This window comes from Streptomyces polyasparticus, from assembly GCF_014493765.1.
Classification (GTDB): Bacteria; Actinomycetota; Actinomycetes; order Streptomycetales; family Streptomycetaceae; genus Streptomyces; species Streptomyces polyasparticus.
This window is the reverse complement of sequence record NZ_JACTVJ010000006.1, coordinates 660,444-684,160: the sequence shown is the minus strand read 5'-3', so window position 1 is coordinate 684,160 and position 23,717 is coordinate 660,444. Positions and strand designations below refer to the sequence as shown.

Here is a 23,717-nt window from a genome sequence, read left to right as displayed (position 1 = left end):
CGAAAGTTCCTTCATCACTACGCCCCCGATCCGTACGGTGTGCACCGGTTGAGGCCGGTCAGGTGCGGGTCCTCCACGGCGACCCTGCGCAGGCGGACAGCGAGATCCTCCAGTGCGCGACTGACGGCCAGTTCGTCATTGATCGTCGACGGAGGGCAGTCGGACGAGGGGGGCCTGGCCGCATCTCGTCCGGTCAGTGTGGAATCGTCCGAAGCGGTCAGCACGGCTCGGGCAAGAGCGTCGCGCCCGTCTTCAGTGACGAGAATCCGAATGCTCCACCCTCTGGCTTCCATCGATCTCGCCCTCCTGTTTCCGGCGCCTGAATGACAGCGGGCGTCACCCGTGCGGGGCGCCGGGCCGGACCGGCTCAGCGGGTGAGCCGCGTCCATGCGCTCCGCCCTCAGAGTGCAGCCGCCCCGAGTGGCCGCGCCAGAGGCGAACGGCCCAGACTTGACACGGAGTTGATGGAGATCCGACCGCAAGGACCCAGGCTGAACCGGACAGCGGGACGGTGGGGCCGGTCGGCCGCTTCCTCCTCCGTCCACCGTCGCCGACGCTGGGAGACACGGCCTCCCTGGAGGAGGGCATCATGACATCCCTTGCGCGTCTTCCGGAGTAGGCGGCCCAGGCGGTGCTGTACGCACTCGCGGCGATGCTCATGTTCCTGGCCTTCACGGTCGGCAGCACCCTCGTCGGTCTCGCCCTTGACGCCGGCCGTTCTCCTGCTCGCACTTGTGCTGGTCTGGCTCACTCACCGGCTCGGCGACCACCGTGGAAGACCCTCCGACCAGCCGCAGCCGTCGTCACAGTCCAAGGGCGCCAGCCCGCACACTGGTGGTCAGCTGCCTTCCGTCCAGTCGTACGGGGTCCGAGTTGGGGCGGGCAGCCGGCATGTTCACACGACCAGCGTCGTGGGCGATGCCACAGCAGGATTGCCACGTGGGGTGAGATCGCGGGGAGAACGACCGCGCTAGGCACGAAGCCACTTTTCGCATGGATCATTACAGTACGGACGCTGTCGTCGTGATCCAGCTGCGGAGCGAGCTGGACCTCTACGCGGACATGACGCTGACCCAACGGATCCAGCGCCGATCCACGCCAGGACGTCATCGTCGACGTAAGCGATGTCGCGTTCCTGGACGCGGGCGGGCTGCGCCTCCCGCTGCGCATCGAAGGCCATGTGGACCGCAAGGGCCTGCTGCGATCGCGCTTCGCACAAGGCCCGCCCGCGGTGCACCGGCCACTCAACTACTCCGGCCTGGAAAGGGTGTTCGCCTTCACCGACGAGCGGTCGCCCAAGCCCCACTGTGCGCAAGCCGCCTCCGAACCGGCCCCCGTCGCGAGCGGCCCTGCCTGAGCCACGAACAGGTTGTGGGCGGGCCGCCCGCCTGGCTGCCGGCCTCCAAGGGCGGCATGCCGTGTCTGCGCAGTCACCGCAGTACCGAAGCGCGTCCCCGTCATCCAGTCCGCACGCGCCTGCTCGATCTCGGCCTGCGTACGCCCGATCAAGTTCCACCGCTTCCCGGTCGGGCACGTTTTCACTGGTCAAAGCCGCTATCGACTTTCCGGGGTCAGCAAAGTCAGCATGCGGCGCGTTCACTCGTGCCGCACAAGGATCTCAAGCACCCGATCTGACCGACGAACGCTGAGGCTCCCGTCCACACCGGCCGCGCAGATGGTCGGCATCAGAGGGCGGAACGACCTCCGGCAATGCCTCGCCGACCCCCCTTCACCGCGCACAGGCAACACCGGCCACTTGGCGGGGGCGAACCCGACGGTCGGCGGATGGCCGGCTGAAGGTCTGCGCACGCAGTCTGTTGGCATGACACCCGTGTGACGTGAGGGGGCCTTCCCCCGGCACGGAGTCGGTGGCGAGCGAACGGTGAGGAACCGTCGTGCGCCCCGTGTCTGCGATGACGTGGTGCGCGCGACGCACCCGTACGACGCGACGCACCCGTACGAAAGGAATCCTGTGAACACCGCATCCGCCCGTGAGGCGACGGGTGCCGAGTCCCCGCGTGCCCGCGAGACTCTCCGCGCCCTGTACGGCTACGTCCGTCCGCATCGGTGGGCCGTCGCGCTTGGGCTGGTCCTTGCGCTGGCCGGGTCCGCCGGGGGTCTGTTGCAGCCGCTGGCCACGAAGGCGCTGGTCGACCGGCTCTCGTCCGGTGGGACGATCGCCACGATCCTGATCGCCATGACCGTGCTCGTGCTACTGAGCATGGTGGCTGAGGCATTCGGTGCCTACGTGCTGGAGCGTACGGCGGAGTCGGTCGTGCTCGCCGCGCGCAGGAGCCTCATCGGTCGGCTGCTGCGGCTGCGCGTCCCTGCGGTGGACCGGATGGAGCCGGGCGATCTGATGTCGCGGGTGACCTCCGACACCACACTGCTGCGGGCGGTCACCACCAAGGCGGTGGTCGACGCCGCGACCGGCGCCGTGACGCTCGTCGCGGCCGTAGTGGTGATGGCGTTCCTCGACCTCGTCCTCCTGGGCGTCACGCTCGGCGTGATCGTGGTCGTCGGTGCGGGTGCCGCGCTCCTGATGCCGAAGATCGGCCAGGCCGCCGAGCGCTCTCAGGCTGCGGTCGGCGAGATGTCCACGGGCCTGGAGCGGGTCTTCGGCGCCTTCCGTACGGTGAAGGCGTCCGGCGCGGAGGAGCGGGAGTACGCGCGTGTCCAGGCGTCGGCGCACAAGGCGTGGCGCCATGGTGTGCGCGGTGCGAAGTGGGAGGCCGCCCTCGGCACGGCGGACAATCTCGCGGTCGAGCTGGCCTTCCTCGCGGTCCTTGCCGTCGGCGGGGCGCGGGTGGCGTCCGGGGAGATGACCCTCTCCACGCTCATCGCGTTCCTGCTGTACCTCTTCTTCCTGACGGAGCCGGTGTACCGGCTGGTCGAGGCCGCGACCGAGTACCAGGAGGGCGCGGCGGCGATCGCCCGGATCAAGGAAGTGGACCGCCTGGCCACCGAGCCCGCGCCGCTTCCGGCCGGCCCGGTGCGGCAGCAGGCAGCGCAGGAGGCGCCACGTCCTGCCTCGGTCCGGTTCGAGGGCGTGTCGTTCCGATACGGGCCCGGTCTGCCGGACATCCACCGGAAGGTGGACTTCGAGGTGCCGGGCGGCGGGCTGACGGCGTTCGTCGGACCCTCGGGCGCGGGCAAGTCGACACTGTTCGCGCTCGTCGAGCGGTTCCACGAAGCGACCGGCGGCCGCGTGCTCGTCGACGGCAAGGACGTCACCGAGTGGCCCCTGCACGAGCTGCGGTCCGTCATCGGATACGTGGAGCAGGACGCGCCGGTGCTCGCCGGCACGTTGCGCGAGAACCTCGTCTTCGCCGCGCCCTGCGCCGGCGAGCACGAGATCCGCGAGGTCATCGAGCGGACCAGGCTCGACACCCTCGTCGAGCGGCTGCCGCAGGGGCTCGACACCTTGGTCGGGCACCGCGGCTCGAAGCTGTCCGGCGGCGAGCGCCAGCGGATCGCCATCGCCCGCGCGCTGCTGCGCAGGCCGCGGCTGCTGCTCCTGGACGAGGCGACCTCGCAGCTCGACGCCGTCAACGAGCTGTCGCTGCGGGATGTCATCGCCGAGACGGCACGCGAGACGACCGTCCTCGTGGTGGCCCACCGCCTGTCCACGGTCACGGACGCCGACCGGATCGTCGTCATGGACGCGGGCGAGGTCCGCGCGATCGGCACCCATGAGGAGCTGGTGGGCAAGGACGAGCTGTACGCGCAGCTCGCGGCGACGCAGCTCCTGATACCCGCGGTACGCCACCGCGGGTGAGCAGTGCCCGTGCTGGCCGGCCACCGGTGGCGAGCCCGTGCCCCTAAGGGCACACCACCGCGGGCGAGCCTGCGCCCGTACAGGCACGCCACCGCGGGCGAGCCCGTGCCCGTACGGCACGTCATCGGCCCGGCTGGACCCGCCACATGGCGGGGGCAGCCGGGCCGACTGGCGGGGCCGCCCCGGACAGCAGCCGGATACGCGCGCTTCACGCGACCCGTGAGGCTGAGGACAGCGCCTGCGTCACCAGGCAGCGCGCTGCCCGCCCAGTCCTTCGCTCACCGTGGAGTCCCCATGCCCGTGCTCATGGCCAAGGGCCAGCAGGTCCCGCTGATCAGGCCGGACGGCCGCCCGCTCAACCTGATCCGCGTGGGCATCGGTTGGCAGCCCGCCCCGCGATCCGGACTGCTCGGCGCGCTCGGACTCCACCACCGTGGCCACCTCGGCACCTTCGCCGCGCTGTACAACCACGGACAGTTCCTCGACGTCCTGTTCGCCGACAACCCCATCAACCCGGACGAGTCCGTCGAGCACAGCACGGCTCTCATGGCGGAGGACGCTGCGGACGCGGGAGACACCGAGTCGTTCTTCGCCCGCCTGTCCCGGCTGCCTCCGCACGCGGACCGCATCGTGTTCGCCGTCAGCTCCTTCGACGGCAGCACCTTCGAGACCGTGCGGCACGCCCACTGCCGTCTCGTCGACGAGAGCGCGGGAGTTGAACTGGCCCGGTACACCTTCCCGGTCACGGGCCCCCACACGGCGCTGATCATGGCGCAGCTGACCCGCACGGCCGAGGCGTGGACGATGACCGCGATCGGCGAGCCGGCGACCTGCACCACGTTCCCCGACCTCCTCCGGGCCATCCAGCGCCACCGCTGAGCCTGCCCGCATGCGTGCTGCCCCCTGGGCAGGCCGAAGCCCGCAAGGAGAAACGCCTTGCGGGCTTCGTTGCGGTTCACGTCGGGCCGGGGCTCGCGAGCCGAGCCCCGGCCGGGACGTCAGCGGATGTACTTGGCGGGCTTGGTGGCTGCGTTGAGCAGATACTCCAGGGGGCCGCGGCGGAAGAAGCGGGACCAGATCGCGGCGAACACGATCGCCACCGCGATGTACGTCAGCACGGGCAGCCAGGACTTGGTGGTGCCGGCGCCGGAAGCGGGCCACGCGGTCTGCGCGAGGAAGTGGCCCACGTAGGCGGTCAGGGACATCGTGCCCACGGCGATCACCGGCTTCGCCAGTCGGTGCAGGATCGGCAGGCGGTCCATCAGCACCGTCGCGCCCACGATCACGAGGATCGCGACGCCCAGGCTGCCGAGGATGTCGAACGTGGTGCCGGTGTGCGCACCCGCACCCAGCAGGTCGGAAGCCGACGACACGAGCTGCTCGCTGCCCCCGCTGCCGCCCGACCCCGGTCCGGAGCCACCGGACCACGACCCGGAGCCGCCGGACATCGACCCGGAGCCGCCGGATGACCCGCCGAATTGCCCGAACGCCATCTCCTTGCCCGCGAGCAGCAGGGACAGACCGTACGCGCCGACGGTGAGCGCGGCACCGAGCGCGGCCAGGCGCCGCTGGACGAAGGCGGCGGACAGGTCGAGACGGGCCAGCGCCATGCCCGCGATCAGGAACGGCATCCACGTGATCGTCGGATAGAGGCCGGTGAGCAGCAGATCGACGATGCCGACCTCGTTGAACTTCTCCAGCGGGTCATGGGCATTGATGCTTTCCAGTACGGACCCGCTCAGCCACATCTTCAGGACGTACGCCAGCTGCGGCGTGACCAGCGCGAGCCCGAAGGCGACGATCGCCAGTGTCTTGGCGGACATGCGCAGCAGGGGCAGGGCGAGGAGGAAGTAGACCCCGTAGAAGCCGAGGATGATGACGTCGCCGTACTCGAGCGCCAGCACGCTGCCCAGCGCGAGCAGGATCACGGCGCGGATCGCGATCCGGGCCTTGGCCTGGCGGCCGGCGAGGCCGGTCTTCGGCTCACGGCGGCCGGCGATCAGCATCAGCGAGAACCCGGCGAGGGTGGCGAAAAGGACCGACGAATGGCCGTCGGCCAGGAACCGGACCCAGGTGCCGACCCCGCTCGTGGACTCCAGCATCGGACCGATGTGCACGATGTACATGCCGAACACCGCCAGCGCACGGGCCAGGTCCACCCCGACCAGACGTCCCATCGAGGCCGTGCCGGAGGGCTGCCCGGCCGACTTGGCCGAAGTACGGGGTTTTGGGGGTGAGTTCTCCTGAGGAGCGGGTGTCTCCTGGGACGACCGTATCTGTGTCATACAGCCAACTTGTCGGCGCGGCCCGGTGGCGGACCATCCGGCAGCCTTCGGTCGCACCCCCGCCGACCGGCCGGGGTCCACCCCGCCGGTCGGCGGCCCGGCGCCTCGTCACAAGTGGCGTTCGATGGCGGGCAGGAGGTCCTGGAAGGTTGCCCCGAGGGCGGGTTCGCCGATGGCGGCCAGTTCCCAGCCCGCCTCCATGCGGCAGACCTTGGCCATGATCTGGGCGGTGTGGGAGCCGCCGCCGGACAAGGTGTAGCGGGCGAGCTCGCCACCTGTGGTCTCGTCGACCAGCCGGCAGTAGGCGTTCTCGACCTCGTCGAAGGTCGCCCCGGTGAAGGAGTTCACGGTGAAGACGATCTGGTCCACCTCCGCCGGCAGCCGCGTGAAGTCGACGGAGATGGCCTCCGCGTCTCCCGGACCCTCGCCGCCGAAGCGGTTGTCGCCCGAGTGCACCACCGCGCCGAAGATGCCGGCCAGGTTCTGGAAGTAGACGACCTCCACGACGTCACCGCCGGCGTAGAGCACCGCTGAGGCATCGAGGTCGATCGCCTGGGGGCCGAGGAGCTTCCCGAGCAGTCCCGTGCGCGGCGCCGCCTGCCAGCCGAGGCCCATACGCACGTGCGTCAGGAGGGTCGTGTCGGACTTGGTCAGGCTGATCCTCTGGCCCTTGGTGAGGGTGATGGACATGAAGACTCCCAGGAGTTGACCGGCACTCGAGACTGCCCGGTTCGCACACCACGAGCCTTCGTCGCCGCCGCCGGCCGCCGGTATCCGACGGGTGGCCGACAAACCCCCGCCGACCGGCTGGAATCAAGCCCCCGAGCAGGCTGCCCCGCCGTCCGGCGGGGGCACGGCCGCCACCCGGCGGGGTCGCACCGGCCCTCTGCCGGATACCACCCGATCTGCACCTTCGTCACGGTGGTTGACATACGGCTCCGAAGCCCACGGCGACCACGAGGCACCCGATGAAGATCACTTTCCTGCTGTTCGACGCGTACGGGATCGATGGCACGATCCGCGCGACGGCCAACCTCGCCACCGCCCTCGCCGAGCGCCACGACGTACAGATCGTGTCCTACTACCGCACGGCGGAGCGCATGCGCGTGCCCGTCGATGAGCGGGTGCGCGTGCGTCCGTTGGTGGACTTGCGGCCATCCGCACGCCATGACGTCCGTGACGAGCCCGAGGTTCAGACCCTCGGAGCCGTCTGTCCGCTCGACGTTCTCTACGCGAGCAGGACTCCTCCGAGCGCCCTGGGTGAGCAGCGGCTCGCGGACTTCCTGCGCCGCACGGACAGCGACGTCGTGATCGCCACCCGTCCGTATCTGGTGTGCATGCTGGCCGAACACGGCCGCACGGACGCCTACCTGCGCATCGGACAGGAACACCTCACCCGCGCCTCCCACAGCGAACAGGTGCGCCGCGACCAGGATGCGGCCATCGACCGGCTCGACGCCTTCGTGACCCTCTCCGAGGGCGACGCCCTCGCCTACGACAAGGCCCTGCCCGTCCGGCAGGTCCTGATCACCCATATCGCCAACTGCTGCCCCGCGCCCGTGGTCGAGGCCGCCACCGGCACCTCGCGGATCGTGGTCGCCGCCGGCAGCCTCGTCCCCGCCAAGCACTTCGACCGCCTCATCGGCGCCTTCGCCAAGGTGGTCGCCCGCCACCCCGACTGGACCCTGCGCATCTACGGCCGCGGCCGGGAGCGGGCCGCCCTGCGCCGCCGTATCGACGAACTCGGCCTGCACGCAAACGTGTTCCTCATGGGCCCGCACTCCCCCATCGACACCGAGTGGGCCAAGGGCGCCATCACCGTCGTGTCCAGCTCAACCGAGGCGTTCGGGATGCCGATCGTCGAGGCCATGCGGCTGGGTGTCCCGGTCGTGGCGACCGACTGCGACTACGGGCCTCGCGAGATCATCAGTCATGGCAGGGACGGCCTGCTCGTCCCGGCCGAGGGACCGGTCGAGGACCATCTCGCCGACGCGCTGTGCCGCCTCATCGCGAATGACGCCGAGCGGTTCCGCAGGGCGAGATGGCACGGCGCACCGCGCGCCACTACCTGCCCGATCACATCGCGCGTCAATACGAGGCGCTCTTCGGGGCGTTGGCCCCGGAATCCGACGCCTCGGTCACGCCGAGCCCCGCCCGTCCTCCCGCCCCACCGCTGCGCATGCGCGCGGGTCGGCTCGCCGAGCGCCTGCATGTGGCGGCGCTGCTCGGCAAGGAGCTGCCGCCCGTCGCCGTCGACTGCCGTGCATCCCAGGACGGCGCGCTCACCCTGCGCATTCCGACCCATGAACTCGCCGCGGGCACTTGGACCTTGGTGCTGAGACCGCGCGAGGGTACAGCCGCCGAGCCCGTCTCCTTGCGCTTCCGTATCGGATCCGGACCGGAAGCCGACCCGCAAGCGCGCCTCATCCTGTACCGCGACGGCCGGCCGCTGCCCGAGGGGCACTGGGACGTCCACATCCAACAGAGCGTCGACGGGAGAAGCCGTCGCGTCCACGCGGGTTCGGTGGAGACCAGCCGCCTGGTCGGCCTGTCCCTGCCGCACCCGTCCGGGGCCGGCTGGGCGAGCACCATCCCGTACGTCACCGCCGACGGCCACCTCGCCCTGCGCACCTGGAACCGGCCGGAACACGCCGAACTCGACACGGTCACCGCAACATCCGAAGTCCTGACCGTCACCGGCACCCTGCACGGAGCCGACACCGCAGGCCGCGGCTACCGGCTCGCCGCTCGCATGCGCGGCACGGACAGCGTGCGGTTCCACACACCGTGCCGCATCGAGGCCGGCCACACGTTCACGGCGGACATCGCGCTGCACCAACTGGCCGGCCTCCATCCGGGACACAGCGCCGTGTGGGACATCCACCTGACCCCGCACGACCCGGGCCGCTCCCTGCGCCCCGCCCGCCTCTTCGGCGACCTTCCGGATCGCAAGGGCATCGATCAGTTCCCCGCGGCCCATCTCGCACTGCCCCACGGATCCCTGACGGTCCAGGCCCAACTCACGGCCGACAACAACCTCGCCCTGCGCACGCACATCAGCACACGCCCACGCCCGGCCGCCGAGCTCGGCGGCGCCCGGCAGGACTCGCCGCACCCCGCGCTGTAGACCCCGCCAAAGAACGACACAGGAAACACACGTGAATCCTCAACCGGACATCTCCGTCGTGGTCATCGTGCACAACGACGCCGAACGGCTGCCCGCCGCCGTCCAGTCGGTCCTCGACCAGACGCTGTGCAGCGTCGAGGTGGTGATCGTCGACGACTGCAGCACCGATCCCTCGTACGCGGTGGCACAGCGACTGGCCGCGGCCCATCCCCACCGGATACGTGCCTTCCAACTGCCCGAGAACAGCGGCGCGGGCGGCGAGCCCCGCAACCACGGCATCCACCACGCCCTCGGCCGCCACGTCATGTTCCTCGACAGCGACGACGTCCTGGAGCGCAACGCCTGCCGCAACCTGCTCGAAGCCGCCGAGGAGACGGGCAGCGACATCGTCTCCGGGCTGTGCGTACGCCGGCACCTCGACAGCCGTCACCGGAGCACGAACGAGTGGTACCCCTGGCTGTATTCGCGCACCCGCACCGTGGAGTCGGTGACCGAGCTGCCTGATCTGTTCGTCTGGGACACGCTGTCCACGAACAAGTGCTACCGCCGCGAGTTCCTCCTCGCGCACGCACTCCGTTTCCCCAAGGGGATGTTCTACGAGGACCTGCAGTTCATCGCCGAGGCGTACCTGGCCGCGCGGCGCATCACACTCATTCCCAACCAGGTCTACTTCTGGAACGTCCGCCAGAAAGCGGCGGCCAAGTCGGTCACCAACAGCCGCCACGAGATCACCAACTACACGCACCGTCTGGAGATCCACCGCCGCATCGACGCGCTCCTCGAGGAGCGAGGACTGCACGATCTCAAGCTCGCCAAGGACGCCAAGTTCCTCAAGCACGATCTCGTCCTGCACCTGCGCGACCTCCCGCTGCGCGACGACAGCTACCGCAGCGAGTTCGCCGCACTCTCCCAGGAGTACCTCGCGGGCATCGACGCCGCTGCCTACGAGGCGGTCCACCCCTCTGTGGCGATCTGCGCCTACCTGCTGCGCCGAGGCGACCGGGAGCAGCTGATCCCGGCCGTGGACACCCTCATCAACCGGGACAAGATCTCCTCCCCGCTCGCGCAGCGCGACGGACGCGTCTACTGGACCGACGCCGCAGGTCACCTGGAGGATCCACTGGGCCGAAGCGTCCTGGACGTGACGGATCTCGGCCATCACCAGAAGCCGATTGAGCAGATGTTCCTGCGCAACGAACTGACCGGGTACGCCGCGACGGGCACCACGGTCACGCTGTCCGGCCGCATCACCAACCCGCTCCATTCGATCCCGGCCGACGCCGCACTGCGCGGCGAGCTCGTCCTCACGGCCCGCCGCAAGAGCTTGCAGTCGTTCACCTTCCCCGTGCGGGCCCTGCGCCACGACGGCCACTCGATCAGCTGGGAGACGGAGGCGGATCTCGGGCGGCGGCTGCGTCCCCTGGGGATCGTCGACGCCGTATGGGACATACGGATGCGCCTGGAGGCGGACGGCGAGGGCACCGTCTCGCGGATCACGGCCGGGGACACGGCTCTGGACGGCCAGGACGTGCCGGTGCGGCCTCGGCTGACCCGACTGACCGGCGACCGCGTCGAGCCGCACGTCAGCGCGAAAGGACACCTCGCCTTCCGCCTGGTGTCCCTTGGCTCGCCCGCCGTACGCGCCTCCGGGCTGATCGAGCGTACGGTGCGCGGAGCCCCGGGCACGCTGGGCAAGGCCGGCTACCGAAAGGCCCGGGCCCTGCGCAAGAAGCTCGGCTCCGGCGACTCGAAGCTCCGCATCTACCACGAGGTCTTCTGCCGACTGCCCGTGCGCAGACGCACCGTCGTCTTCGAAAGCCACCTCGGCAAGCAGTACAGCGACAGCCCCCGAGCCCTCTACGAGGAGATGCGCCGCCAAGGGCTGGACTTCAAAGCCATCTGGTCCTACCAGGGAAGCCCGCAGGGGTTTCCGCAGGACGCCACCCTCGTACGACGCTGGTCGCTGCCCTACCTCAGGGCCCTGGCCCAGGCCGAGTTCTGGGTGGACAACCAGAGCTTCCCGCTCGGACTCCGCAAGCGTCCGCAGACCACGTACGTGCAGACCTGGCACGGCTCGGCGCTCAAGCGGATGGGTTTCGACCTGCCCGAGCTGAAGTCGATGACGCGGGATCAACAGCGGTTGCAGCAGGACGCGTTGGGGCGCTTCGACCATTTCGTGGTCCGCACCGAGCATGACGTGCGTACCCTCGCCAAGGCATTGCACCAGGATGAGGCACGCCTGTTGCGGACCGGGTATCCGCGCAACGACTCCCTGGTCCGCACCCGGCAGACCGAGAGCGCCACCGGCCGACGCGAACGCGGCCCGCTCGCCGCCGAGTTGGAGATCCCGGACGACAAGGAGGTGCTCCTCTACGCGCCCACCTTCCGTACGGGCGGCGGACACCGCTTCGAGCTGCCCTTCGACGTGGAGCGCTTCGCCGAGGAGTTCGGCGACCGGTACGTCCTCCTGATCCGCGCGCACTACCTCAACCACGTCGTGCTGCCGCCTTCGGTGACCGGCCGGGTCATCGACGTGTCCGCGCTCCACGACACCGCGCCGCTCCTGGAGCTCGCCGACGCGCTGATCACGGACTACTCCTCCGTGATGTTCGACTACGCCCTCCTCGAGCGGCCGATGCTCTTCTTCGCGTACGACTACGACGCCTACGCACACGACGGCCGCGGCACCTACTTCGACCTGGCCTCCTGCACGCCGGGGCCGATGGTCACCACCGAGGAGGAGTTCCTCGCGGCCGTCAAGTCCCTGCACGCCTGGGCGGACGACTACGCACCGGCGCGCAAGCAGTTCCTCGCACGCTTCGGCGAATACGACCGCGGCGACGCCGCCCGGCGGATCGTCGACCAGCTCTTCGCCGATGGGAAACACCGATGACGCAACAGACCCTCCACGCCACCGCCCTCGCCGACTCCGCTGCTGCGAGCCGGGACATCTTCTTCGTCTCCAACAGCGTCGACGAACTGGGCGGGATCACCAGCTGGTCCCACCAGATGGCACGGCTGTTCAGCAACCGGGGCCACCAGGTGCACGTCCTCGGCATCACCCCCGCCCCGGCCGGCCGCCGCCACGACCTCGGCGACGATCTGCCGTACCGCACCACCACCCTCTACGACGTCCACCCGCCCGCGCCGCCGTCCGGCGGAGGCGTCCGGCGCCGCGTGGACCCGGTCGACCGGCGCCGACGCGCCGCCCACGCGGCCGGTATGCGCAAACAGGCGGAGAAGCTCACCGACCTGTTCCGGGCGGCCCGCCCCGGCGCGATCGTGATCGTCACCCAGGTCTGGGCGATGGAGTGGGTGGCCCTCGCCGACACCACGGGTCTGACCGTGATCGGCATGAGCCATGAGTCGTACGAGACCTGCCGAAGGTCCTCGCGATACGGGCGAGTTCAGCGGTACTACAAGGACGTCGACCGGATGCTCACGCTCACCCGCGAGGATGCCGACCTGTGGATCCGCAAGGGACTTGACCATGTGGGCGCCATGCCCAATCCCTTGCCGTTCTTCCCCGACACCCCCTCCCCACGCCGCGCGAAGACGGTGGTGAGCATCGGCCGGCTGCACGAGGAGAAGGGCGTCGACCTGCTCCTGGAAGCCTGGGCCCTGCTCGCACCGGACCACCCCGACTGGACCCTCGCCATTTACGGGGCGGGCGAGGAGGAACAAGCCCTGCGGCGCCAGTGCGCACAGCTCGGCATCGAGGCGTCCGTGCAGTGGCGGGGCCGCACCGACGACGTGCCGGCAGCGCTGCGCGAGAGCTGCGTGTTCGCCCTGAGTTCACGGGGAGAGGGCTTCCCGCTCGCACTCATGGAGGCCATGGCCACCGGCGTGCCCTGTGTCGCCTTCGACGTGGCTCCCGGCGTGCGCGAGATCATCACGGACGGCGCGGACGGCTTCCTCGCACCCCCTGGCGACACCCGCCAACTCGCCCGACACCTAGCAACGTTGATGGGCGACAGCGACCTGCGCGACCTCATGGGGGACAGCGCGCGCCAGAACATCCAGCGATACGCCACCGACCTGATCGTCGACCGGTGGGAGACCCTCTTCCGCCTCCTCGACCGTTGAGCCGCCGCCCCGACCCGTCCCTCACGAAGGCCGTTGACGTGACCGCCCACACCACCCCGCCCACCGCAGCCCCGGCCCGCCCGGCGTCGGCGGGCCCTCCACGGGCCCGTCGAGCGGCCGCCACGGCGAGCGTCTGGTACCTGCGCGCCATGGCCCTGCTCAATGTGCTCGCGGTGCTCTCCGTGCCCCTGCGCGACCGGGTGCACGAGTACAACGAGGGCGAGCACTTCACCCCGTACCTGCTCACCGCCGGCCTGGTGTCCGCCGTCCTGGCGCTGTGGCTGGCCATCGCCATGCGCCGGCGCAAGCGGGCGGCGTGGATCTTCAACGTGGTGCTCGCCGCGCTGACCCTGGCGGGCATGGCCCTCTTCCTGCTCGTGCCGGACCAGGAACTGGACTTCCGCGGCCACTGGGTCAATTGGGCCTCGGCCGCGCTCACCGCCCTGTTCCTCATGGCGCTGCTCGTCGGGCGCAAGGAGTTCACGTCGAAGGGCGACCGGTCCAATCCCCGCACCGCGCTCGCGGCCCTGGCCGGCGGTCTGGTGCTCAGCGGCGCGCTCGGTATCGGGCTGGTGCAGGCGACCGGGAGCGGTACGGGAGCGGTCCTGTCCGACCGCCTCGGCTACGTCCTGGCCCGCTTCGTCACGCTCGACCCGACCGAACGGGCCGCCCGTCTCGTCCAGGTGCCCGGCTGGGTCGACGGGACGTTGAACGTGACGGCGGCGCTGCTGTTCCTGAGCGTCCTGTACGTGGCGTTCCGCAGCCCCCGCGGCCGGGTGATGCTGAGCGAGGACGACGAAACCCGGCTGCGTACCCTCCTGGACCGGCATGGCGAGCGCGACTCCCTGGGCTATTTCGCGCTGCGCCGCGACAAGGCCGCCATCTTCTCCCCCAGCGGGAAGGCGGCCGTGACCTACCGCGTGGTCGGCGGTGTCTCCCTGGCCTCCGGCGACCCGATCGGCGACCCCGAGGCATGGCCGGGCGCGATCGACGCCTGGCTGGCCGAGGCACGCGAACACGCCTGGGTCCCGGCCGTGATGGGGGCGTCCGAGGAAGCAGGGGTGATCTACGGGCGACACGGTCTGAGCGCTCTTGAGCTGGGCGACGAAGCGATCGTCGAGGTCGCGGACTTCACCCTGGAAGGACGTGCGATGCGCGGGGTCCGGCAGGCGCACAACCGGGTCCGGCGCGCCGGCTACAGCGTGCGCGTACGGCGGCATGAGGACATCCCCGAGCCGGAGATGGCCCGTCTCGTGGCCGATGCCGACCGCTGGCGCGACGGGGCGACCGAACGCGGATTCTCCATGGCGCTCGGCAGGCTCGGCGCGCCGGACGACGGGCGCTGCGTGATGGTCGAATGCCATGACACACACGGCGATCTGCGCGCGCTGCTCAGCTTCGTCCCGTGGGGCACCAAGGGGCTCTCGCTCGATCTGATGCGCCGTGATCGCGACAGTGACAACGGCCTGATGGAGTTCATGGTGATCGAACTCCTGCGGCAGGCCGACGAGGTGGGCCTCGCCCGCGTCTCGCTCAACTTCGCGATGTTCCGTTCGGTCTTCGAGCGCGGCGACCGCCTCGGCGCCGGCCCCGTGCTGCGGCTGTGGCGCGCCACCCTCGGGTTCTGCTCGCGCTGGTGGCAGATCGAATCGCTGTACCGGGCCAACGCCAAGTACCGGCCGATCTGGGAACCCCGCTTCATCCTCTTCCACAAGAGCAGCGAACTGCCGCGCATCGCGGTGGCCAGTGGCCGAGCCGAAGGCTTCGTCACCACGCCGGGCCTGCCCGCCCTCTTCCGCCGACGTTCACGCGCCTGCTCCTGACCTCCCCTGCATCCACTCCACCCGTATCCGCCTGGAACCACCCGAGAAAGTGCCCGCCCATGGGTCTCACCAGTAACAAAGTCCTGGCGCTCGCCGTCCTGTCGGCGGTGGCGCTCTTCGTCCTCACGATCGTGTTCTGGCCGCGGCTCGCACGGCGCGGCTGGCGCGCGGTCATCGGCCGTATCGGGCTGCTGTTCATGACCCAGGTGATGCTCTTCGCCTCGGTCGGCCTCGTGGCGAACAAGACCTTCTTGTTCTACGGGTCGTGGGCCGACCTCTTCGGCCAGGAGCAGACGGAAGGCGTCGTCGTGGACCACTCGGCCGGCGCCGCCGGCGCCCGATCACTCACCGTGGTGGGCAAGCAGAGGGTGGCCGTCCCCGGCAGCAAGCAGCCCTCCGTCGGCGGGCAGATACAAAGGGTCGTCGTACGCGGCGACAAATCCCGGATCAACAGCCCCGCGTACGTATACCTCCCACCGGAGTACTTCCAGGCCGGCAACGAGAAGCGGACGTTTCCCGCGTCGGTCGTACTCACCGGCTACCCCGGCAACGCCAAATCCCTCATCAAGGGCCTGAAATACCCGACCACGGCCCACCGTCTGGCGGCTCAGGGAGAGTCGCAGCCCATGATCCTGGTGATGCTGCGCCCGACCGTCGCGCCGCCGCGGGACACCGAATGCGTGGACATACCCAAAGGCCCGCAGACCGAGACCTTCCTCGCCGACGACCTGCCCAAGGCGATATCAGGCGCCTACCGCGTCGGCGAACACGCCCGCAACTGGGGCGTCATCGGCAACTCGACCGGCGGCTACTGCGCCCTGAAACTCGGCCTGCACCACCCGGACCGGTTCGCCGCGAGCGCGGGACTCTCCCCGTACTACAAGGCCGCGGAAGACCTCACCACGGGCAACCTGTTCCACGGCGACCAGAAACTACGCAAACGCGCCAACCTGTTGTGGAGTCTGGACCACCTTCCCGCCCGTAACTCCTCGTTCCTGGTGACCAGTTCGAAGAAGGGTGAGGGGAACCTCAAGGCCACGCGAGAGTTCATCAAGAAGGTGAAGCCGCCGGCCCGCGTCTCGTCGATCATTCTCGACAGCGGCGGCCACAACTTCACCACGTGGAAACGGGAGATAGCCCCCACCTTGGAGTGGATGAGCGGCCGGCTCTCGGCGAAATGACACTGGGCGGGATGCGCGACATGCGCACCCCGCCCAACCGTATCTACTTGATGAACACGTTCGCCACCACGACCACGAGGCCGAGCAGCGCGTCCACCATGCCGACCTTCATGGCGGAACCCCAGGTCCGGCCGCCCGCGCGGGCGGCGAGGAGGCCCCAGGCGAACAGCAGGACGACGTTCACCGCGAAGGCCACGTACTCCACATCCGCAGGCCACCAGCCCCACGCCCCACCGAGCAGCAGGAGCAGCGTCGGGGAGGTGGCCAGGATCAACGGCCACTCCGAGAGCAGCAGCCGCACCACTGCGCGCACTCCGTGCACCGTCTCGTCACCGCGTCGGGCGATCAGATGCGCGTAGCCGTGCGCCATGGCGGACGCGATGGCCGTGATGATGAGCCACTGCGCGTCGTTGAGCCGGTCGGCCGGCTCGGCCGGCCCCTGACCGCTCAGGGCGGCCACCATCGAACTGGCGAGGACCGCCCCGTACACCCCACCGAACAGGACGTGGGGACGCGCCGCCCAGTGACGCAGGTCGCGGGCGGATCGGTGCAGGCGCGGAGACAAGCGGGGCATGGTCGGGGATCCTCGAACGGTTACGGATACGGGACGGGGCCTGCCGTTCGGGCGGGCCCCGGATCGATCACACCGTGCCAGGACCGCGGACTCCATCCGCCGAGCCTCGCCCATCCACCCACCGGTAGGCCGGAGCACTCCCCCCGGACGGATGGTTCGGACCTCAGCGGACGTACTTGGCGGGCTTCGTGGCGACGTTGAGCAGGTACTCCAGCGGTCCACGGCGGAAGAAGCGGGACCAGATGGCGGCGAAGACGATCGTGCCCAGGATGAACGTGAGCACGGGCAGCCAGGACCCCGGGGTGTCGGCGCCGGGGACCGGGGGCAGCAAGGGCTGTAGGACGAAGTGGCCGACGTACGCCGTCAGGGACATGGTGCCCACCGCGACGACCGGCTTCGCCAGGCGGCGCAGGAGCGGCAGGCGGTCGATGAGTACCGTCAGGCCCACGACCACGAGGATCGCGACTCCGACACTGCCGACGATGTCGAACGTGGTACCGCTGTGCGGCCCGGCGGCCAGCAGTTGCGACATCGGCAGGTCGAACATCTCGCCGCCGGACCCGCTGTCCTTGAACGACTCCGCAGAGCCGCTGGACGACGACCCGCCCTCCGCCATGCTCTTCAACGCGTCCTTGCCCGCAAGGAGCAGGGACAGGCCGTAGGCGCCTACGACGAGGACGGCGCCGAGGGCGGCCAGGCGCCGCTGGACCGCAGGGGCCGACAGGTCGAGGCGGGCCAGCGCCATGCCGGCGACCACGAACGACATCCACGTGATCGTCGGGTAGAAGCCGTTGAACAGCAGATCGAGCACACCCACGTCACTCAGCTTCTTCAGCGGGTCGTGCGCGTTGATGCTCTCCTGTACCGACTCGCTCAACACCGTGGGCAGGGCGAACAACAGCTGCGGCGTGACGAGGGCGAGCCCGGCCGCGATGATTGCCAGCGTCCTCGCGCTCAGTCGCACCAAGGGGAGGGCGACGAGGAAGTAGACGCCGTAGAAGCCGAGGATGATCACTCCCCCGAACTCCATCGCCAGCGCGGTGCCCAGCGCCAGCAGGATCACCGCGCGGATCGCGATCCGCGCCCTCGCCTGCCGGCCGGCCAGGCCCGTCTTCGGCTCACGGCGGCCGGCGATCAGCATCAGCGAGAACCCGGCGAGGGTCGCGAACAGCACCGACGAGTGCCCCTCGGCGAGGAAGCGCACCCCGCTGCCGACGCCGCTCGTGTCCGACAGCGACGGCCCGATGTGCACGATGAACATGCCGAACACCGCCAGCGCACGGGCCAGATCCACCCCGACCAGACGTGCCGTCGAAGGGCTCTGCGGTGCCTGGCCGGCGGACTCCGGCGAGGTTCGGGGGTGCGGCGGCGCAGGTTCCTGCTGAGCCGTTGCCCCCTGTGGCGGCTGTATCTGTGTCATAAGGACGATCCTTCAAAGCCGCCAGGCGGCGAACCATCCGACAGGCGTCGGCAACGCCCCCGCCGACCGGCGGGAACCTGCCCTCCGAACGGCTGGAGTCGGGGCCTGTGGGGCCGCCGTACACGGCGGCCGGCCCTAAGGTCGGCTACGCCCCTCGCGATGTCACTGCCCCGACCGGAACCGCCATGACCCTCGTCCTGATCGTGATCACTGCCGTGGCCGCCGCATGGGCGCTCGCCGCCGGTTCCTCGGCTCGAAATTCACCTGGCGCCGGCGGCTCCTGGTGGGAGCACTCGGACCCCGCGGCACCACGTCGATCGTATTCGGCCTGCTCGCCTTCAACGCCCTCCCCGAGGGGCCTTACGCGGACACCGCGCTGGATGCGATGACCCTCACCGTGCTCGGCAGTGTCGTGCTACACGGCATCGGCTCCCTGCCCATCGCACGGTTGCTCGCGGACCCCGTCACCAAGCCCGGCCACTCGGGGGGTCCGTGACCAGCTGCCTGGGGGGTAGGGACCGGACGACTGCCAGGTACACGGGGATCCGAAGCCCGGCCAGTCTGGACGCATGAACGACAAACGAGCCGACCGGCCGCGGCGCCGGGAGACCGGACTAATCCTCTTCTTCGCGGCCGCCCTGGTCCTGGCCGTACTCCACCCCGATCTGTACACCAGCCTCATGGAGCGCGTCGTGGCGGTCTTCCCCGGACTCGCCGCCTGAGCGAGGCCCCCACCCTCCGCACCCCGCCTGCCGGTGGACCGGGCGGTCCCCCCGAACGGCTGGAACCAGCCTGCCGGTTGGCGGGGATCTCCATCCCGTCGCGCTGTCGCACACCGTCCTCGACGTACTGTCGACGCAAGCGATCACCGTACGAGAAGCGGACGCACCGATCCGAAACACAAGGATCGCCAAGATGCTGGACAGAACAGACGAATGTGAGGCGGAACGCCGGTGATCCGGGTAGTGGTGGTGGACGACGAAGCGCTGGTGCGTTCCGGCTTTCAGCTGATCCTGAACGCCGCGGACGGCATCGAGGTAGTGGCGACCGCAGAAGGCGCACAGGCCGCCGATGTCATCCGGCGCGAGCAGCCGGACGTCGTGCTCCTCGACATCCGCATGCCGGACGTGGACGGCCTCACCGTTCTGCGCCAGATCCAGGACCTTCCCGCACCACCGCAGGTGGCCATGCTCACCACCTTCGACACCGACGAGTACATCCTGACCGCACTGCGCTCGGGAGCCGGCGGCTTCCTGCTCAAGGACACCGAGCCCGAACAACTCGCCCAGCTCGTGCGCACTCTGGCCGCGGGCGGCGTGGTCATGTCTCCGAAAGCCTCTCGGGCCCTGCTGCGCAGCCATCCAGGGGCGGGCGCTCCCCAGGACGCGGAAGTGGCACGTGTTGGTCTGCTCAGCGAGCGGGAACGCGAGGTCCTCGTCCTGATCGCCCAAGGGCTCTCCAACGCCGACATCGGCACCCGCATCCACCTGAGCGCGGGCACCGTCAAGGACCACGTCAGCTCGATCCTGACCAAGCTGCGTGTCTCCAGCCGCGTCCAGGCGGCACTGCTCGCCGAGCGGGCCGGGCTGCTCAGCGAGAACCGTGACGACACCGCACGGGACACAGGATGACGGGCACCGGCCAGGCATTGTGGCGGCGGGTGCCGCTCTGGGGCGTCGACGCGAGCCTCGTCGCACTCTCCCTGCTCGATGCCTGGATCAATCTCTATGGCGAGGCGTCCCCTTTCATGTGGGCAAGCGCCGCCCTCGGCTGCGCGGGGCTGTTCCTGCGTCGGCGCCTTCCCTTGGCCGCATTTCTGCTGACCCTGCCCATGCTCGTGTTCATGGACGTGGCGGTCGCGCCAATGGTCGCCCTTTACACGGTGGCCGCACACACCCGCAACCGTCTGCTGCTTGCCGGCTGCGCGCTCCTGAACGCAGCGGCCAGCACCCTCGTCTGGCCCATGTCCGACACGCTCTCCGGCGAGGACCGCACCTGGACGCTCATCCAGTTCGTCTACACCCTGGCCACGGCCTTCGCCCCGGTACTGTTCGGTCAGCTCGTGCAGGCCAGACAGGACGTGGCCCGCCAGCTCGTCGAGGTCGAAGAAGCCCGCGAACACGAAAGCGCCCTGTACGCCCAGACCGTCCTCGCCCGCGAACGCGCCCAACTGGCCCGCGAGATGCACGACGTCGTCTCCCACCAGGTCAGCCTCATCGCCGTGCAGGCCGGAGCCCTGCAGGTCGCCGCCAAAGACCCTCAAACCCGCGACGGCGCCCGCGCCATCCGCACCCTGAGCGTGAACACCCTCGACGAGCTGCGCCACATGGTCACCCTGCTGCGCGCGTCAGGTGGCAGAGCGACTGAACTGACGCCCCAGCCAACCCTCGCCGAACTTCAGCAGTTGATCGCGAACAGTGGCATCGAGACCACCCTGGCCGGTGAACTCCCGCCCGGTATCAGCACTACCGCCCAGCGCACCATCTACCGCACGGTCCAAGAAGCCCTCACCAACGTGCGCAAGCACGCGCCCGGCGCCCGGGCCGAGGTCCGGCTGTGGCACGACACGCAGCACTTCGGCGTCACCATCACCAACACCGCCCCCACGCGTCCATCCGTTCCCCTGCCCAGCGCCCACCACGGCCTCATCGGCCTGCGCGAACGCGCCGAACTCCTCGACGGCACCCTCACCGCCGAACCCACCCGGCAGGGCGGCTTCACGATCGAGCTCCGCGCTCCCACCCATCCCTCCTGAAGAGGCCGGCCGCCGACGATGTCCGCGGAGCGCCTTCGACATGTCCCGCTCACCATGCGTGCCCGGATCGCGCCGGGGCTGGCCTGCCTGTCCCCTCGCAACATTGTGGCGTCATCCGAGGAAACGGCGTCACGCGGCGAGGTCGAGGTTGAGGACGCTTGCGGCCCTGCTCCTCGATCCCTGCATCAGGTTTCGGTACGTCCGGAAGGTGATCTCCGCGCTGCGGTGGCCCATCCATTCGGCCACGTCCGTGATCCGGATGCCGTGGCTCAGGCAGCTGGAGGCGAAATAGCACCGAAGACCATAGAGGACCGTGCCCTTGGGAATCTCCACGCCTGACAGCTTGACTCGCGATGCTGCCATTGGTGCCGGTCGGACATCAGCCCAGATCAGCGCACGCGCCCCCGCGCTTTCAGCGGCACCGACGGCAGTTCCGGAGCAGGAATCGGATCCCCGTCGTACCCCTTCACCTCACCGAAGCGCGTCCCGGTCATCCAGTCCGCACGTGCCTGCTCGATCTCGGCCTGGGTGCGCCCGATGAAGTTCCACCACATGATGATCTCCTCCTCGAACGGCTCGCCGCCCAGGAGCATGATCGACGCGTCCGACTCGGCGCGCAGCGGGAGTTGGGTGCGGCCGCAGCCGAGGTAGAGCATCGAGCCCGGCAGGACCGGGACGCCGTCCACGTGGACCTCGCCGGACATGGAGAGGACCGCGTACTCGAAGTCCGACTCCAGGGGCAGTGACGTTTCGGTGCCGCGCGCCAGGGAGAGGTCCGCGCCGACGATCGGTGAGTACGTGGCGCCGGGCGAGGTCGCCGTGTCGAGCGTGCCGAGGATGACCGTGGCGGTCAGGCCGGCGGAGGTGAGCCGCGGCAGGTCCGTGTGGTGTTCGAAGTGGGCGTCCACGTGGCGGGCCCCCTCCGGGAGCGCGGTCCACAGCTGGGCGCCGTGCAGGAAGCGCGAGTGGGACTTCGGGGTCTCCTCGGAGTGGCTGATCGCCGATCCCGTGGTCTGCAGGCCCAGTTCACGCGGCCGGATCGTGGCGAGCGACCCCGTGGAGTCGCGGTGCAGTACCTCGCCGTCGTGCAGCCAACTGACGGTCTGCAGGCCCATGTGGGGGTGCGGAGGGACCTGCATGCCGGGCTCGTCGGCGATGTCGTCGGGCCCGTAGTGGTCCACGAAGCACCACGCGCCGACCATCCGGCGCCCCAAGTTGGGCAGAAGCCGCCGTACTTCGGTGGACTCCCCCAGTTGCACCTTGCGCGGGGTGAGGAGCTCGCGTACGGGCTCGGCCACGACGAATCCGCGTCCGCCGCACACGGACAGGGCTGCCTCACGGTCAAGATTGCTCATGCCGGACAAGGTAGTCGCTGGCTGCGGGAAAGTCGCTCAGGGGGCGGGGGTTGGCCGAACCGGCGCAGACCGCCGGCCTGCGGGATCCGCCCGCCTGCCGGACCTCCGCCTCAAAGCCCACGCCCCTCGGTCCCCGTCCGCCACAAGACCCTGCGTCAGCTGTCCCCGTCCGACACAAGACCCTGCGTCAACGCTTCGTCGCCCGCAGGACCACGAACTTCGGGTTCCCCGCCACCGTCCGGCAGTTCCCGAAGATCCGCCGCAGCGTGACATGGTGCCCGAGGTGCCGGTTGCCCACCACCCACAGCTCGCCGCCCGGCCGCAGCGCCCGCCGCGCGTCCGCGAACATCCGCCGGGCGGTGGAGTCGGTTACGGCCTGATGGCTGTGGAACGGCGGGTTGTTGAGCACCAGGTCGACGCTCCCGGCTTCCAGCGCGGCAAGACCGTCACCGACCAGGAACTCCGCCTTGCCCGCGGCGTTCTCCCGGTACGTGGCTTCGGCGGAGGCGACCGCCTGGTACGACTCGTCGGTGAACACGACCTCGGCCCCGGGGTTCGCCAGCGCGGCCGATGTACCGACGACGCCGTTGCCGCAGCCGAGGTCCACGATCCGCGCAGCGTCCGTACCGGCCGGGAGGTGGCCGAGGAAGAAGCGGGTGCCGATGTCGAGGCGGTCGGCGCAGAAGACGCCCGCGTGGTTGGTGACGGTCCGGCCGGACATCGGGCCGATTCCGGTGGGCAGTTCATAGCGGTACGGCCAGGGGTCGGCCGCACGGGACAGCCCGGGGTCGGGCGTCGCGAAGATGAGGCGGGCCTTCTTCTTCGCGAGGGAGGTCTTCGTCGGGCCGACGATCCGCTCGAAGAGCTCGAGCGTCGAGGTGTGGATCTCCTTCACCATGCCCGTGCCGATCACGAGCGAGTCCGCGTGCAGCGCGGGGGCGAGGCGGTGCAGCTGGTCCTCCAGGAGCGCAAGGCTCTTGGGCACGCGGACGAGCAGCACGTCGATACGGTCCGGGGGCGTGTCCTGCGTGGTGAGCAGCGCGCCCGCAGCGGCGTCGGCCCGGGCCAGGTTCTCCTCGGTGGCCCGGTGTGTGAGCCACGAGTCGGTGATCTGGACGGGGCCGTACGCGGCGAGCGCGGTGGTGAGCGCACCCCAGCGGTCGCCGAGCACGACGACCTTGCGGCCGTCGAGGCCCTCGCTCTCCGTAAGCCCGTCCAGGTGCTCGAGCAGGTACTCGTCCGAGGCGTCCCAGGCGCGGAGCTGGTCCCTGGGATCGACGGGATGGCGTGTGAGGTCGTAAGCGCCCCATGACGTGGTCAAACGGTTCATCGT

At 69.8% G+C, this 23,717-nt stretch carries 20 protein-coding genes; 12 read left to right on the top strand and 8 right to left on the bottom strand.

Annotated elements, in window-relative coordinates; genetic code table 11:
• Nucleotides 1-17 precede the first annotated feature (17 nt).
• Nucleotides 18-293, bottom strand: a complete 276-nt coding sequence (locus H9Y04_RS14965; RefSeq protein ID WP_187814304.1) for a dsRBD fold-containing protein — start codon at nucleotides 291-293, stop codon at nucleotides 18-20.
• 1,679 nt (nucleotides 294-1,972) lie between these two features.
• Between H9Y04_RS14965 and H9Y04_RS14960 the strand changes: the two genes are divergently transcribed.
• Together H9Y04_RS14960 and H9Y04_RS14955 are read left to right on the top strand one after the other, a co-directional pair.
• Complete coding sequence (locus tag H9Y04_RS14960; protein ID WP_187814303.1) at nucleotides 1,973-3,778, top strand: ABC transporter ATP-binding protein; 1,806 nt, start codon at nucleotides 1,973-1,975, stop codon at nucleotides 3,776-3,778.
• Nucleotides 3,779-4,072: 294 nt separating this feature from the next.
• Nucleotides 4,073-4,657: a TerD family protein gene (locus H9Y04_RS14955; protein WP_187814302.1), complete on the top strand. Its 585-nt coding sequence runs from the start codon at nucleotides 4,073-4,075 to the stop codon at nucleotides 4,655-4,657.
• 119 nt (nucleotides 4,658-4,776) lie between these two features.
• Here the strand turns inward: H9Y04_RS14955 and H9Y04_RS14950 are convergent, their stop codons facing one another.
• Nucleotides 4,777-6,063, bottom strand: a complete 1,287-nt coding sequence (locus H9Y04_RS14950; protein ID WP_187814301.1) for a DUF418 domain-containing protein — start codon at nucleotides 6,061-6,063, stop codon at nucleotides 4,777-4,779.
• Between the two features lie 108 nt (nucleotides 6,064-6,171).
• Nucleotides 6,172-6,753 carry a TerD family protein gene (locus tag H9Y04_RS14945; protein ID WP_187814300.1) on the bottom strand — a complete coding sequence of 194 codons (582 nt, stop codon included), beginning with the start codon at nucleotides 6,751-6,753 and terminating at the stop codon, nucleotides 6,172-6,174.
• A 278-nt stretch (nucleotides 6,754-7,031) separates the two neighbouring features.
• Here H9Y04_RS14945 and H9Y04_RS14940 point away from each other — a divergent pair, with 278 nt between their 5' ends.
• The 6 genes from H9Y04_RS14940 to H9Y04_RS14915 are packed head-to-tail and all read left to right on the top strand — an operon-like array spanning nucleotide 7,032 to nucleotide 16,280.
• A complete protein-coding gene (locus H9Y04_RS14940; RefSeq protein WP_187814299.1) occupies nucleotides 7,032-8,402 on the top strand; it encodes a glycosyltransferase in 1,371 nt (456 codons plus the stop codon).
• A complete protein-coding gene (locus H9Y04_RS14935) occupies nucleotides 8,393-9,190 on the top strand; it encodes a hypothetical protein (RefSeq protein WP_187814298.1) in 798 nt (265 codons plus the stop codon). The genes H9Y04_RS14940 and H9Y04_RS14935 overlap by 10 nt, the downstream gene beginning before the upstream one ends.
• A 31-nt stretch (nucleotides 9,191-9,221) precedes the next feature.
• The gene (locus H9Y04_RS14930) at nucleotides 9,222-12,083 is read left to right on the top strand and encodes a bifunctional glycosyltransferase/CDP-glycerol:glycerophosphate glycerophosphotransferase (RefSeq protein ID WP_187814297.1); all 2,862 of its coding nucleotides are present in this window, start codon (nucleotides 9,222-9,224) and stop codon (nucleotides 12,081-12,083) included.
• The gene (locus tag H9Y04_RS14925; RefSeq protein WP_187814296.1) at nucleotides 12,080-13,276 is read left to right on the top strand and encodes a glycosyltransferase; all 1,197 of its coding nucleotides are present in this window, start codon (nucleotides 12,080-12,082) and stop codon (nucleotides 13,274-13,276) included. The genes H9Y04_RS14930 and H9Y04_RS14925 overlap by 4 nt, the downstream gene beginning before the upstream one ends.
• 38 nt (nucleotides 13,277-13,314) lie before the next feature.
• Complete coding sequence (locus tag H9Y04_RS14920) at nucleotides 13,315-15,099, top strand: phosphatidylglycerol lysyltransferase domain-containing protein (protein ID WP_308800983.1); 1,785 nt, start codon at nucleotides 13,315-13,317, stop codon at nucleotides 15,097-15,099.
• A gap of 59 nt (nucleotides 15,100-15,158) precedes the next feature.
• A complete protein-coding gene (locus H9Y04_RS14915; protein ID WP_187814295.1) occupies nucleotides 15,159-16,280 on the top strand; it encodes an alpha/beta hydrolase in 1,122 nt (373 codons plus the stop codon).
• Between the two features lie 43 nt (nucleotides 16,281-16,323).
• Here H9Y04_RS14915 and H9Y04_RS14910 read toward each other — a convergent pair whose 3' ends face one another.
• Together H9Y04_RS14910 and H9Y04_RS14905 are read right to left on the bottom strand one after the other, a co-directional pair.
• Nucleotides 16,324-16,854, bottom strand: a complete 531-nt coding sequence (locus H9Y04_RS14910) for a hypothetical protein (protein WP_187814294.1) — start codon at nucleotides 16,852-16,854, stop codon at nucleotides 16,324-16,326.
• 163 nt (nucleotides 16,855-17,017) lie between these two features.
• A complete protein-coding gene (locus H9Y04_RS14905) occupies nucleotides 17,018-18,274 on the bottom strand; it encodes a DUF418 domain-containing protein (RefSeq protein ID WP_187814293.1) in 1,257 nt (418 codons plus the stop codon).
• Between the two features lie 226 nt (nucleotides 18,275-18,500).
• Between H9Y04_RS14905 and H9Y04_RS14900 the strand changes: the two genes are divergently transcribed.
• The 4 genes from H9Y04_RS14900 (at nucleotide 18,501) to H9Y04_RS14885 (ending at nucleotide 21,029) form a co-directional block, all read left to right on the top strand.
• Nucleotides 18,501-18,770 (top strand): hypothetical protein, encoded by a 270-nt coding sequence (locus tag H9Y04_RS14900; RefSeq protein WP_214661196.1) that lies wholly within the window; start codon nucleotides 18,501-18,503, stop codon nucleotides 18,768-18,770.
• Nucleotides 18,771-18,843: 73 nt separating this feature from the next.
• Nucleotides 18,844-18,996 carry a hypothetical protein gene (locus tag H9Y04_RS14895; RefSeq protein WP_187814292.1) on the top strand — a complete coding sequence of 51 codons (153 nt, stop codon included), beginning with the start codon at nucleotides 18,844-18,846 and terminating at the stop codon, nucleotides 18,994-18,996.
• 231 nt (nucleotides 18,997-19,227) lie between these two features.
• Entirely contained in the window at nucleotides 19,228-19,905 is a 678-nt protein-coding gene (locus H9Y04_RS14890; RefSeq protein WP_187814291.1) for a response regulator, read from the top strand.
• The gene (locus tag H9Y04_RS14885) at nucleotides 19,902-21,029 is read left to right on the top strand and encodes a sensor histidine kinase (protein ID WP_187814290.1); all 1,128 of its coding nucleotides are present in this window, start codon (nucleotides 19,902-19,904) and stop codon (nucleotides 21,027-21,029) included. The genes H9Y04_RS14890 and H9Y04_RS14885 overlap by 4 nt, the downstream gene beginning before the upstream one ends.
• Nucleotides 21,030-21,158: 129 nt before the next feature.
• Here the strand turns inward: H9Y04_RS14885 and H9Y04_RS14880 are convergent, their stop codons facing one another.
• From H9Y04_RS14880 to H9Y04_RS14870, 3 genes are all read right to left on the bottom strand, one after another.
• A complete protein-coding gene (locus tag H9Y04_RS14880) occupies nucleotides 21,159-21,362 on the bottom strand; it encodes a site-specific integrase (protein ID WP_187814289.1) in 204 nt (67 codons plus the stop codon).
• A gap of 56 nt (nucleotides 21,363-21,418) precedes the next feature.
• The gene (locus H9Y04_RS14875) at nucleotides 21,419-22,384 is read right to left on the bottom strand and encodes a pirin family protein (RefSeq protein ID WP_187814288.1); all 966 of its coding nucleotides are present in this window, start codon (nucleotides 22,382-22,384) and stop codon (nucleotides 21,419-21,421) included.
• 187 nt (nucleotides 22,385-22,571) lie between these two features.
• Entirely contained in the window at nucleotides 22,572-23,714 is a 1,143-nt protein-coding gene (locus tag H9Y04_RS14870; RefSeq protein WP_187814287.1) for a methyltransferase, read from the bottom strand.
• Nucleotides 23,715-23,717: the final 3 nt, after the last annotated feature.